Source organism: Streptomyces sp. NPDC014864 (genome assembly GCF_043081525.1).
Taxonomy (GTDB): Bacteria; Actinomycetota; Actinomycetes; order Streptomycetales; family Streptomycetaceae; genus Streptomyces.
Genome location: NZ_JBIBWT010000004.1, coordinates 104940 through 117690 on the forward strand (window position 1 = coordinate 104940; position 12751 = coordinate 117690).

Consider the following 12751-nt stretch of genomic DNA (forward strand, 5'->3'; position numbering starts at 1 on the left):
CGTGCCCCGCCCGAAGCCGCGGCCGGCGACGCGCGTGGCCTACTTGGCCACCGGTTCGTAGAGCTCGAACCAGATGCTTTTGCCCTGGCCGCGCGGGGACACGCCCCAGGCGTCGGCGAGGAGCTCGATCAGCACCAGGCCGCGACCGGAGGAGGCCAGCTCCCCGGGGCGGCGCTTGTGCGGGAGCTCGTCGCCGGCGTCGGTGACCTCCACCCGCATCCGGCGCTCGCCCCGGTCGCCCGCTATCTCGGCGAGCAGCAGCGCGTCGGCGTCGGTGTGCAGCAGGACGTTGGTGAGCATCTCCGACAGCAGCAGCACGGCCGAGTCCACCTGCTCCTCCGAGGACCAGTCGTGCAGCAGCTGCCGCAGCTGCTGCCGGGCCACCGAGACCCGCTCGGGCTCGGCCTGCGCGACGGTCAGCAGCGTGCGCCGGACCTCGGGCCGGACGGCCGCGGCGCCGCCGCGCTCCTCGGCCCGGCGGCTGAGCAGCAGTACGGCGATGTCGTCCTCGCGGCGGTCGGCCAGCGGGCCGGTGGTGTGGTGCGAGGAGGGGCCGTGCACGGCCTGTACGAGCGCGTCGGCGAGTTCCTCGCTGCCGCCCTCGTGCTCTTCGAGGGTGGTCCGGATCCGCTGCCAGCCGGAGTCCAGGTCGTGGCCGCCGGTCTCGATCAGGCCGTCGGTGCAGATCATCATCGTCTCGCCGGGTTCCAGGGTGAACCGGGTCGTGGGGTAGTCGGCGTCCGGGTCGATGCCGAGCGGCAGCCCGCCCGCCGTCGGCCGCAGCAGCACCGTCCCGTCGGGCATGCGGATCACCGGGTCCGGGTGCCCGGCTCGGGCGATCTCCAGCACCCCCGTGCGGGGGTCCACCTCGGTGTACAGGCAGGTCGCGAAGCGCAGGTCGGCGCTGTCGGGGTCGTTGGTGACGCCGTGCAGGAACCGCGAGACGCGGGAGAGGACCGCGTCGGGGCGGTGGCCCTCGGAGGCGTAGGCGCGCAGCGCGATCCGCAGCTGCCCCATCAGCCCCGCGGCGCGCACGTCGTGCCCCTGGACATCGCCGATGACCAGGGCGAACCGGCCCCCGGACGCCGTCCGGGAGGAGCCGCCGGGCAGCGGGATCATGTCGTACCAGTCGCCGCCGACCTGGAGCCCGCCGCCGGTGGGGATGTAGCGGGCGGCGACGTCCATGCCGGGTATGCCGGGGCCCAGCGTGGGCAGCATCGTGCGCTGGAGCCCCTCGCTGAGCTCCCGTTCGGTCTCGGCGGTGCCGGCCCGGGACAGGGCCTGGGCGAGCATCCGGGCCACCGTGGTGAGCACGGAGCGCTCGTCGGGCGTGAAGGCGACCGGATAGGTGAAGGCGGCCATCCAGGCGCCCATCGGGCGGCCCTGGACGGTCAGCGGCAGGAACGCCCAGGACTGGCGGTTGAAGCGCTGGGCGAGCGGCCAGGTGAGCGGGTAGCGGCTGCGGTACTGCTCCGGGGAGGAGAGGTAGACCGCGCGGCCGGTGCGGACCGCCTCGGCGGCCGGGTAGTCCGTCTCCAGCGCCATGTGCACGAAGGGGCCCTCGTCACCGGGGCGCTGCCCGTGGTGGCCGATGATCGTCAGCCGGTCGCCCTCCACACCGAAGACCGCCAGGCCGTCCGGCGAGAAGCCCGGCATCGACAGTCCGGCCGCGACCCGAAGCACCTCCGCCGTGGACCGCGCCTCGGCCAGCGCCCGGCCCGCGTCCAGCAGGAACGCCTCGCGGGAGCGCCGCCAGTCGCCGGTGACCGCGCTGCGCCCCGCCGGGGAGCCCGGCGTCGGCTCGGTGACCTCCTGGAGGGTGCCGATCAGCTCGAACGCCTTCTTGCCCGGGTCGAAGGTGGGCTTGGAGCGGCTGCGCACGATCCGGACGATCCGGCCGCGCTCGTCCATGATCCGGACCCGCACCTCGGCGAGGGTGCCCTCGGCCACGGCGAGCTGGATGACGCCGGTGATCTCGTTCCAGTCGACGGGGTGGAGCCGGGCGCGTACCTGGGCCTCCGTGAGGGTGGTCCCCTCGGGCGGCAGCCCGAGCAGGCGTGCCGCCTCGCCGTCGACCACGACCAGCCCGGTGGCGGTGTCCCAGTGCCACAGACCGGTCGCGAGGGAGGCGAGAACATCCCCCACGGCGGGCAGGAGCTCACCAGTGCGCATTGCCCCACTGTAAGAAGAGGCTGTCGCACACTGCCACCGATGACGCACAGGTGTGCGATCTCGAATTCATGTCGGACTGCCGCAGGGCGGTCGTCGGGCCGCGGATCGGCCGCCGCACGGCCGCCATCGGACCTGTCGGAAACGGTGGGGAGGGGATCTTGGGGTGGCCGGTACCCTGGGGAGGTCCGGGCCGTGTGCGTGCCCGGGCGTCCCGGGGAGTGGCCCCCGGGGAAACCCCGATCGCGAAGACTGGATGAACGACGATGCATCGGTACAGGTCCCACACCTGCGGCGAGCTCCGCGCCTCTGACGTCGGCAGCGACGTCCGGCTGAGCGGCTGGCTGCACAATCGGCGCGACCTGGGCGGCATCCTCTTCATCGATCTGCGCGACCACCACGGCATCACGCAGCTCGTCGCCCGTCCCGGCACGCCCGCCTACGAGGCGCTGGACAAGCTGTCCAAGGAGACGGTGGTCCGCGTCGACGGCAAGGTCGTTTCACGTGGAACCGAGAACGTGAACCGCGACCTGCGCACCGGCGAGATCGAGGTCGAGGTCGGTGAGGTCGAGGTGCTCGGCGCCGCCGCCCCGCTGCCGTTCACGATCAACGCCGAGGACGGGGTCAACGAGGAGCGGCGCCTGGAGTACCGCTTCCTCGACCTGCGCCGCGAGCGCATGCACCGCAACATCATGCTGCGTACGGCGGTCATCTCCGCCATGCGCCACAAGATGGCGGCGATGGGCTTCAACGAGATGGCCACGCCGATCCTGTCCGCCACCTCCCCCGAGGGCGCCCGCGACTACGTGGTGCCCTCCCGGCTGCACCCGGGCCGGTTCTACGCCCTGCCGCAGGCCCCGCAGCAGTTCAAGCAGCTGCTGATGATCTCCGGCTTCGACCGCTACTTCCAGATCGCGCCCTGCTTCCGCGACGAGGACGCCCGCGCGGACCGCTCGCCGGGCGAGTTCTACCAGCTCGACGTGGAGATGAGCTTCGTCGAGCAGGAGGACATCTTCCAGCCCATCGAGAAGCTCATGACCGAGCTGTTCGAGGAGTTCGGCGGCGGCCGGCACGTCACCTCGCCGTTCCCGCGGATCCCATTCCGCGAGGCGATGCTGAAGTACGGCTCCGACAAGCCGGACCTGCGCGCCAAGCTGGAGCTCGTCGACATCACCGACGTCTTCGAGGGCTCGGAGTTCAAGGCCTTCGCCGGCAAGCACGTGCGCGCGCTGCCGGTGCCGGACGTCGCGTCGCAGCCCCGGAAGTTCTTCGACCAGCTCGGCGACTACGCCGTCACGCTCGGCGCGAAGGGCCTGGCCTGGGTCCGGGTCACCGAGGACGGCTCGCTGACCGGCCCGATCGCGAAGTTCCTCACCGAGGAGAACGTCGCGGAGCTGACCAAGCGCCTCTCCCTCGCCCCGGGCCACGCCGTGTTCTTCGGCGCGGGCGAGTTCGACGAGGTCTCCAAGATCATGGGCGCGGTGCGCGTCGAGGCGGCCCGCCGGGCGGGTCACTTCGAGGAGGACGTCTTCCGCTTCTGCTGGATCATCGACTTCCCGATGTACGAGAAGGACGAGGACACCGGGAAGATCGACTTCTCGCACAACCCGTTCTCGATGCCGCAGGGCGGCCTGGAGGCCCTGGAGACCCAGGACCCGCTGGACATCCTGGGCTGGCAGTACGACATCGTCTGCAACGGTGTCGAGCTGTCCTCCGGCGCCATCCGGAACCACGAGCCGGAGATCATGCTCAAGGCGTTCGAGATCGCGGGCTACGACCGGGACACCGTCGAGGAGCAGTTCGCGGGCATGCTGCGCGCGTTCCGCTTCGGCGCCCCGCCGCACGGCGGTATCGCGCCCGGCGTCGACCGCATCGTGATGCTCCTCGCCGACGAGCCGAACATCCGCGAGACGATCGCCTTCCCGCTCAACGGCAACGCCCAGGACCTGATGATGGGCGCCCCCACCGAGCTGGACGAGGCCCGCCTGCGCGAACTGCACCTGTCGGTGCGCAAGCCGCAGCCGAAGTAGTCACGGCCGGGCCCCGCGCGGGGTCCGCCGGAACCGAGGTCACAGGGGCCCGGGATCACCTCGATCCCGGGCCCCTGTCACATGTTCCGCGTCTCCCCCGTCAGTGAGGCAGCGGCCACGGCCGCCCCGGCCCACCGTCCGAAGGAGACCGTCATGCACACCGCCCTCGTCGTCGTCACCGTCCTCGCCGCCCTGATGGCGGGCCTCTCCGGCACGGTCCTGCTGCTGCGGGTCCGGTGGATCGTGCAGGCCCTCCAGGAGTACGGGGTGCCGGGGTCGTGGTGGACCTGGCTGGGCCTCGCCAAGACCGCCGGGGCCGTGGGGCTGCTGGTCGGCCTGTTCGTGCCGGTGATCGGCCTGCTCGCCGGTACCGGTCTGGTCCTGTACTTCACCGGCGCGGCGATCACCGTGGCCCGGGCGCGCGCCTACGCGCACATCCCCTTCCCCCTGGTCTACGCCGCTCCGGTGGTCGGCGCGCTCGTCCTCGCCCACGCGGCCTGAACGGCGGCACGCGTGCCCGGCCGCGGGCGCGCCCCGCGCGACCGGGGCCCGGTGACCTCGGGAGGGAGGTCACCGGGCCCCGGTGCGGCGGTGGAGCGGCGGCTACGCGGCCTCGCCGCCGAAGCGCTCCTTGTACGTCTCCAGGTCGTCGTCCGTGAGCTTCGCGAACAGGACCGGGGGCACCGTGAAGGGGATGCCCGGCGCGAGCTTGGTCAGGGAGCGGGCCTCGTCCGGGGTGCTCCACGTCGCCGTGTCGTCCGGCAGGGCGAAGGCCTCGCGCATCGTCTTCGCCGAGGCCGGGATGAAGGGCTCCGAGACCACCGCGTACAGGTGGATCAGGTTCATCGCCGTGCGGAGGGTGAGGGCCGCGGCCTCCTGGTCGGTCTTGATCTCCAGCCAGGGGGCCTTCTCCTCCAGGTAGGAGTTGCCGGCCGACCACAGGGCGCGCAGCGACGCCGCCGCCTTGCGGAACTGGAGCGCCTCCATGTGGCCCTCGTACTCGGCGAGCAGCCGTGCGATCTCCTCGCCCAGCCCGGCCTCCGCCTCGCCCGGCTCGCCGCCCGCCGGGACCTCCTCGCCGAAGCGCTTCTTCGAGAAGGACAGGACCCGGTTGACGAAGTTGCCGAGGGTGTCGGCCAGGTCCTTGTTCACCGTCGCCGTGAAGTGCTCCCAGGTGAAGGACGAGTCGTCCGACTCGGGGGCGTTCGCGATCAGGAAGTAGCGCCAGTAGTCGGCGGGCAGGATCTCCAGGGCCTGGTCGGTGAAGACGCCCCGCTTCTGGGACGTGGAGAACTTTCCGCCGTAGTACGTCAGCCAGTTGAAGGCCTTGACGTAGTCGACCTTCTTCCAGGGCTCGCGGACGCCGAGCTCGGTGGCCGGGAACATCACCGTGTGGAACGGGACGTTGTCCTTGGCCATGAACTCCGTGTAGCGGACGGCGGTGTCGACGTCGTACCACCAGGACTTCCAGTCGCGGTGGTCCGGGTCCTGGTCGGCCCACTCCTTCGTCGCGCCGATGTACTCGATCGGGGCGTCGAACCAGACGTAGAAGACCTTGCCCTCGGCGGCCAGCTCCGGCCAGGTGTCGGCCGGGACCGGGACGCCCCAGTCGAGGTCGCGGGTGATGGCGCGGTCGTGCAGGCCCTCGTTCAGCCACTTGCGGGCGATGGACGCCGCGAGCTGCGGCCAGTCGTCCTCGTGGCGGGCGACCCACTCCTCGACCTCGTGCTGCAGCTTGGACTGGAGCAGGAAGAGGTGCTTGGTCTCGCGGACCTCCAGGTCCGTGGAGCCGGAGATCGCCGAGCGGGGGTCGATCAGGTCCGTCGGGTCCAGCACACGGGTGCAGTTCTCGCACTGGTCGCCGCGGGCCTTGTCGTAGCCGCAGTGCGGGCAGGTGCCCTCGACGTAGCGGTCCGGCAGGAAGCGGCCGTCGGCCGGGCTGTAGACCTGGCGGATGGCGCGCTCTTCGATGAAGCCGTTCTCGTTCAGCCTGCGGGCGAAGTGCTGGGTGATGTCCCGGTTCTCCGCGGAGGAGCTGCGGCCGAAGTAGTCGAAGGCGAGCGCGAAGCCGTCGTACACCGCCTTCTGCGCGTCGTGCGCCTGCGCGCAGAACTCGTCGACCGGCAGGCCCCGCTCCTTCGCGGCCAGCTCGGCCGGGGTGCCGTGCTCGTCGGTCGCGCAGATGTAGAGGACGTCGTGGCCGCGCTGGCGCAGGTAGCGGGAGTAGACGTCCGCCGGGAGCATGGACCCCACCATGTTGCCCAGGTGCTTGATCCCGTTGATGTACGGAAGGGCGCTGGTGATGAGGTGTCGAGCCATCGCGGGCTGCTCCCAAGTCGCTACGCGGGGTGACGGGCGGGCGGTTTTCCGGACCGTCCGATTTCGTCTACGAACCTTGAAATCGTAGCCGACACGACCGCGCCGCCCGCTTCCCGTTTTACGGGCTGGGAAGCGGGCGGCGCGGTGTGCCGTGCGGCGGCTGCCGGCGGTTACGAGCGGTTACGGGCGCCAGGCGGCCAGGATGCCCTCGTAGAGCTCCTGGTCGGTGAGCTCGCGCGGGGTGGGGCCCGCGTGGAAGAAGGCGGTGTTGCCGGTCTTCAGCTTGCGGAGGTAGTCGAAGGCCTTGTTGTCGTGCTCGCCGAAGGCGACGAAGGAGAAGAACACGGTGGGGTGGTTCTTCGCCGCGCCGGTGAGGGACTGGGTGGCCGGGGTCTTGGCGTCGGGGGCGCCGTCCGTCTGGAAGACGACCAGGGCGGGGGTGCCGGGGGCCGCCTTCTCGTGCTGGGCGACCACGGCCTCGACGGCGGCGTGGTAGCTGGTACGGCCCATCCGGCCGAGGGAGGCGTGCAGCTCGTCGATCTTGTTCTCGTGCTCGGTGAGGGTGAGCTCACCGGTGCCGTCCAGCTCCGTGGAGAAGAACACGACGTGGACCGTGGCCTCGGGGTCGAGGTGCGCGGCGAGGGCGAGGGTCTGCTCGCCGAGTGCCTGGGCGGAGCCGTCCTTGTAGTACGGGCGCATGGAGGCGGAGCGGTCGAGGACGAGGTAGACCTTGGCGCGGGTGCCGGTGAGGCCGGCGCGGGTGAGGGTGGTGATGGCCGCCTGGTAGGCGGTGGTGAGGGTGGGGGGGACGGCGGCGGGGGTGGACGTCCCGGCCTCGCCTTCGCCGGAAGCGTTCCCGTCCGCACCACCCGTGTGGGTCTCGTGGCCGGGTGCGGGGGGCCCCTGTGGGGCGGTCTCGCCGTCGGCGGCTTCCGGTTCGGTCGCCTCCTCGGCCTCCGGGGATTCGGCGGCAGTGGCCTCCGGCTCGGGGGCCTTCCCGCCCTTCGGCGTCTCCGGCTCGGCGGCGGGAGTGGGCTCGGGCTCGGTCGCCTTCTCGGCGTCCGGGACCTCGGGGGTGTCGGTCTTCGCCGCGAGCGGCTCCGGCTCCGGCTCCGCCTCGGGCTCCGCGGCGGGCTGCGGGTCGGTGGCCTCAGACGCCGTCGGCCCGGGCGCCGCGTCGGCCTGCGGCTCCACCGGCTGAGGAGCCTCCTCGGCCGCCGGGACCTCCCCCTTCGGCGTCTCCGGCTCGGCGGCGGCCTCGACCTCGGCCTCGGGCTCGGTCGCCTCCTTGGCCTCCGGGGCGTCCGCCTCCGCGGTCTCCGGCTTGGCGGCGTCGGCTGCCTCCGGCTCGTGGGCCGTCTCCGGCTCGGCGTCGGCGGCCTCGGCCTCGGTCGCCTCCACGGCCTTCGGGACGTCCGTCTGCGGCTTCTCCGGTTCGACGGACTCCGGCTCCTGGGCTTCAGCCGTCCACGGCTCGGTGGTCTCCTCGGCCTGCGGGACTTCGGACTTCGACGCGATCGGCTCCGGGTCCTCCGTGGCCACCGGCTCCGGGGCCTCGGTCGCGGCCGGCTCCGTGGCCTTCGCTGCCTCCGCCTCTGCCGCCTCCGGCTCCGGCTCCGGCGTCGCGGCCTCCGCCGCCTCCTGCGCCTCGGCCTTGGCAGGCTCCGGCGTCTCGGCCTCGGCTGCGGCCGGCTCTTCGGCCTTCGCGGGCTCCGGCTGCCCGGACTTGGTCGGCTCGGACTCCTCCGCCTCCGCCTTGGTCTCCGCCTCCGCCTTGGTCCCCGGCTCCGGTGCGGGCTCGTCGAGGGGCTTGGACTGGGCGGGGACGGTGATGTTGTCGAACGCTGCGCTGACGAGGTCGTGTTCGTCCGGCGAGGACGGGCGGGGGTCCGGGACGTGAGGGGTGGTGGGGGTGGGTGCGGGGGACGGGGACGGGAGCTTGGCGTCCGTCTGCTCGGCGGGGGCCGCCGGTTCGGGGGACGGAGTCTCCTCGCGCGCGGGGGCGGTGTCCTGCGACGGAACCCGTTCCGCACCCTCTGCCTCGGCCGTGCGCCCCTTGCGTGATCGGCCGAACGCGTTCCGCAGGAGAGTGAGAATGCCCATGTGCGCAACCCTTCGCATGAGTTAAGCCCGTCGATCCCTGGCCAGGACGGACACGTAAGGTTAGCGGCCCGAAGTGATGATCTTGGGCAGGGGCGAGAGCCCGAGTTCGAGCCGTGTCCATGGTGCCCGAGCAGGCCCGACCGGCCGCCCCTCGACGCGGGGTTGTCCGCCGATGGAGGGTGAGGTCGACGAGCGACGCGCGGTGCTCGGGTCGGCCCCGGCGCGCCCGATGTCTCCGCCGCCCGGCGCCGGGGACCGGCCCGGCGCCTACGAGATGCCGTCCACCCGTGTCAGGAACCGGCCCAGTACCTCGTTGAACGCCTGCGGACGTTCCAGGTTGGGCAGGTGCGCCGCCCCCTCGATCACGTGCAGGGCGGAGTCCGGGAGCGCGGCGTGCATCGCCTCCGCGTCGGCGACCGGGGTGAAGGTGTCGTCCGCGCCCACGACGACGAGGGCCGGGACCGGGACGCGGGTCAGCAGGCCGCGGTAGTCGGGGCGTTCGGCGCGGCCGCGCAGGGCCGCCGCGGCGCCCTCGGCGGGGGTGGCCGTCATCATGCGGTGGACATGGGCCTTGACCGCGGCGTCGGCGTACGGGGCGACCATCCTCTCCAGCACCTCGTCGGCGTAACCGCACGTGCCCTCCCGCAGCAGGCGGTCCGCCATGGCGTTGCGCGCCGCCCTGCCCTCCGCCGTCTCCGGTGCCGGGAAGGTGTCCGCGAGCACCAGACCCCGGATCCTGTCCGGGAAGCGCCGGCAGCACTCCATCGCGATCTGGCCTCCCATCGACAGCCCGGCGAGGACGAAGGTCTCCACCTTCAACTCGTCCAGCAGGTCCTCGATGTCCTGCGCGAACCGTCCCAGCGGCGTGACACCGGGGACCACGGGCGAGGCGCCGTAGCCGCGCAGGTCGGGGGCCACGACCCGGCGGGCGGCGGAGAAGGCGTCGAGCTGCGGGGCCCACATCGTGCGGTCGAAGGGGTGGCCGTGGATCAGGACGAGAGGGATGAGAGGGACGGAGGGGGCAGGGCGGGCGAGGAGGGCCGGCGGTTCTTCGGGGCCTTTGTCCTCGTATGCGAGGAAGGGTGCCATGGCTGCGACCCTAGAGGCGGTCAACTGCTCGGTGCAATAGAGTCTTTGCCCTCGGAGCAATGGGGGCGGAAGGCAGGCGAGGGGGTTTTCGTGGACGACTACCGGCGCATCGCCGACCGGATCGCCGACGCGATCGCGGACGGGCGGCTCGCGCCCGGCCGGAGGCTGCCGCCGCAACGGGCGTTCGCGCGGCGGCACCGCATCGCCGCCTCGACCGCGGCGCGGGTGTACGGCGAACTCGTGCGGCGCGGGCTGGTGGTGGGCGAGGTAGGGCGCGGCACCTTCGTGCGGGCCGCGGCACCGGGGCCGGCCGGCCGTGCGCTCGCCGAGTCCCCGGCCGTCGCCCCGCCGACGGTCAACCTCGAACTCAACTACCCCACCGCGCCCGGCCAGTCCGAGCTGCTCGAACCCGCCCTCGCCGCCCTGCTGCGGCCCGGCAGCCTCACCGACGCGCTGCGCCCGGCCGCCGCCACCGGCACCCGCGCCGCCCGGGAGGCGGCCGCCGCGCTGCTCGCCACCCCGGGCTGGCGTCCCGAGCCGGACCGGGTGCTGTTCGCGGGAAACGCCCGGCAGGCCATCGCCGCCGCCCTCGCCTCCCTGGTCCGGCCCGGCGGGCGGGTCGGCGTCGAGGCGCTGACGTATCCGCTGGTCAAGGAGATCGCGGCCCGGCTGGGGATCGTCCTGGTGCCGCTGGCCGCGGACGCGGAGGGCCTCAACCCGCACGCCCTGGCCGCCGCCCACCGCTCGGCGCCGCTGTCCGCGCTCTACCTCCAGCCGACGCTGCACAACCCGACCTCGCTCACCACGAGCCCGGCGCGGCTCCTCGGGCTCGCCCGCGCGGTGACCGAACTGGGCCTGCCCGTCGTGGAGGACCGCATCTGGGCCTTCCTGCACCCCGGCACCCCCGACCCGCTGGCCGCCCACGCCCCCGGCCTCGTCCACGTCGTCGACGGACTGTCCAAGCGCGTCGCCCCCGGTCTCACCGCCGGTTTCCTCGTCGTACCGGCGGACCGGGTCGAGGCCGTGGCCGCGGCGGTGCGTTCCGGGGGCTGGAGCGCGGGAGGCTTCGCGCTGGCGGCGGCCGTGCGGTGGGCCGGGGACGGGACGGTGGCACGGCTGGGGGCGGCGAAGCGGGCGGAGGCGGCCCGGCGGCAGCGGCTGCTGCGCCGGCACCTGGGCGCCTTCGCCGTACGGTCCGATCCGTACGCCTATTTCGCCTGGTGGGAGCTGCCCGCACCGTGGCGCGCGGACACCTTCACGGCCGCGGCGGCCGTCCACGGGATCGCCGTCACGCCCGGGCCGGCCTTCGCCGTCGACCCGGCCCGTACCCCGGACGCGGTCAGGCTCGGGCTTGCGTCGGCCCCCGAGCCGGAGCTGGAGCGGGCGCTGCGGACGCTCGCCGACGTCGCCCGGAGCGGGGCGGACGGGGGCGCCCGGAGCGGGCGGTGACCAACGTGAGGGCGGCGACCGTCAGGCCGATCGCAACCAGCAGCCAGGAGGTCGTGCGCAGGGTGGAGGTGAGGGCGTCGTAGACGGCGCCCGCCGCCGGGTGGGAGACCTCGCCGGGCAGGTCGGAGAGGGTCAGGTCGCGGCCCACGGCGAGGGCGAGGGCGAGCAGCGCGCCGCCGAGGGCGGTGCCGAGCGCGGTCGCGAGGACCGCGCGGCGGCGGCGGGCGGCCAGGGCGATGCCGGCGACGGCGAACAAGACGGCGGCGACGGGGAGCCAGAAGCCGGCGACTTCGAGCACGTGGAACCCCTTCCGCAGGCGGCCCAGTTGCTGGGCCGGGAGCAGGGAGACCTCGGTGTGCTCGACGGGGATGCGGCCGGCGAGCGGCACGTGGTCCTGGGTGAGCTGCCGCTTGACCTGGGCGGTCACGGGGGCGAGGTCGACGGTGACCGGGCGGTCGTGCTCGGCGCGCTCGTCGCGCAGGGCGTGCAGCACGGCGTCGTGGGCGGCCCGGTTGCCCTCGTTCCATGCCGTGCGGAAGGCGACGGTCTGCGTGAACGAGCGCACCGCCTCGTGGACGAAGGGGGCCACCGTGCCCCGGACCACGCGCGCGTCCAGCTCGTGGTCGGTCCTGCGCGTGTCGATCTCACGCATGATCCCGTCCCCGACGGTGTCCGCGACGGCGTCACGCACGTCCGGATCGCCCGCGAGCGGCGCCATCGTGGTGACGTAGCGGTCGGTGTCGGCGAGTCCGTACGCGGCCCAGGCCGACAGCGCGCCGAACGGCACGAGCAGGCACGAGAGCGCGATCAGCGCGGTCGCCGGACCGCTTCGCAGACGGGGGGACACCCTCCCAGGCAACGGCCTCGGGGCGGGGGGCGCGAGTGGTGGTGGGCGAACGGGTGAGGGGGCGTCCCCGGTGGCCCGGTGGCCGGCGGCCCGGCGGTTTCCCGCGGTGGGTTCCCGAGGTTCCGGTGGGTCGTCGCCGGCCCGGTGCGTTCCTGGCGACCCGGCTTCCTGATCCCGAGACCCCGAGGGGGGCGGCCTCGGGGGCAGGTCGCGGCACGGCGCGGGGCCGGCGGACAGGCCGAGCCCCGGCGGAGCGGTGCGCGCCCCCGGCGGGACGCGGGGGTCAGAGGCGGTGGCCCTCGGCGTCCTCGTGGGTGTAGCACCAGTAGAAGAGCGAGACGCCCACCAGGGCGGCGCAGCCCAGGCCGATGAAGAGGGCGGTGAAGACCGAGTCGCCGGTCTGGGCGTAGAGGAAGCCCACGGCGATGCCGGTGAAGGCGGCCCACAGCGTGGCGTGCAACTCGCGCCTCAGGCGCGGCGCCAGGTACAGGACACCGACCATGGCCAGCATGAACACGATCGCGGTGACCCAGCCGAACAGCAGGTTCCAGCCGGTGACCGGCCCGCCGTGGCGCTGGTTGGCCGCGGCCCAGAAGCCGTAGACGAGCCCCAGCACGGCGGGGATCGCCCAGCGGGCGACGGCGTGGGTCCGCTCGCTGAAGACGTCGGGCGGGTGGGTGCGCCTGGTGCCGCCGGGCGCGAGCGCCTGAGCCATGAGAGCACTCCTCTCTCTTCGCCCCCGCCT

Annotated in this window: 9 protein-coding genes; 3 read left to right on the plus strand and 6 right to left on the minus strand. The window is 73.4% G+C overall.

Annotated features, from left to right (window positions below; translation table 11 throughout):
- Positions 1–39 precede the first annotated feature (39 nt).
- A complete protein-coding gene (locus tag ACF1A5_RS09105; RefSeq protein ID WP_392192191.1) occupies positions 40–2172 on the minus strand; it encodes a SpoIIE family protein phosphatase in 2133 nt (710 codons plus the stop codon).
- Between the two features lie 263 nt (positions 2173–2435).
- Between ACF1A5_RS09105 and aspS the strand changes: the two genes are divergently transcribed.
- Positions 2436–4199: an aspartate--tRNA ligase gene (gene aspS / locus ACF1A5_RS09110; protein ID WP_392192192.1), complete on the plus strand. Its 1764-nt coding sequence runs from the start codon at positions 2436–2438 to the stop codon at positions 4197–4199.
- Positions 4200–4352: 153 nt separating this feature from the next.
- Entirely contained in the window at positions 4353–4700 is a 348-nt protein-coding gene (locus ACF1A5_RS09115) for a DoxX family protein (protein WP_392192193.1), read from the plus strand.
- 102 nt (positions 4701–4802) lie between these two features.
- Here ACF1A5_RS09115 and metG read toward each other — a convergent pair whose 3' ends face one another.
- The 3 genes from metG to ACF1A5_RS09130 all read right to left on the minus strand — a co-directional run bounded on the left by metG (position 4803) and on the right by ACF1A5_RS09130 (position 9710).
- Complete coding sequence (gene metG / locus ACF1A5_RS09120; RefSeq protein ID WP_392192194.1) at positions 4803–6518, minus strand: methionine--tRNA ligase; 1716 nt, start codon at positions 6516–6518, stop codon at positions 4803–4805.
- 180 nt (positions 6519–6698) lie between these two features.
- Positions 6699–8621, minus strand: coding sequence for a VWA domain-containing protein (locus ACF1A5_RS09125; RefSeq protein WP_392192195.1), 1923 nt, complete (start codon positions 8619–8621; stop codon positions 6699–6701).
- A gap of 267 nt (positions 8622–8888) precedes the next feature.
- Positions 8889–9710: an alpha/beta fold hydrolase gene (locus ACF1A5_RS09130; protein ID WP_392192196.1), complete on the minus strand. Its 822-nt coding sequence runs from the start codon at positions 9708–9710 to the stop codon at positions 8889–8891.
- Positions 9711–9800: 90 nt separating this feature from the next.
- Between ACF1A5_RS09130 and ACF1A5_RS09135 the strand changes: the two genes are divergently transcribed.
- On the plus strand, positions 9801–11159 hold the full coding sequence (locus tag ACF1A5_RS09135) for a PLP-dependent aminotransferase family protein (protein WP_392192197.1): 1359 nt from the start codon (positions 9801–9803) through the stop codon (positions 11157–11159).
- On the opposite strand, the gene ACF1A5_RS09140 is transcribed toward ACF1A5_RS09135, so the two are convergent.
- On the minus strand, positions 11050–12006 hold the full coding sequence (locus tag ACF1A5_RS09140; RefSeq protein WP_392192198.1) for a hypothetical protein: 957 nt from the start codon (positions 12004–12006) through the stop codon (positions 11050–11052). The genes ACF1A5_RS09135 and ACF1A5_RS09140 overlap by 110 nt on opposite strands.
- A 283-nt stretch (positions 12007–12289) precedes the next feature.
- On the minus strand, positions 12290–12721 hold the full coding sequence (locus ACF1A5_RS09145; protein ID WP_392192199.1) for a hypothetical protein: 432 nt from the start codon (positions 12719–12721) through the stop codon (positions 12290–12292).
- Positions 12722–12751: the final 30 nt, after the last annotated feature.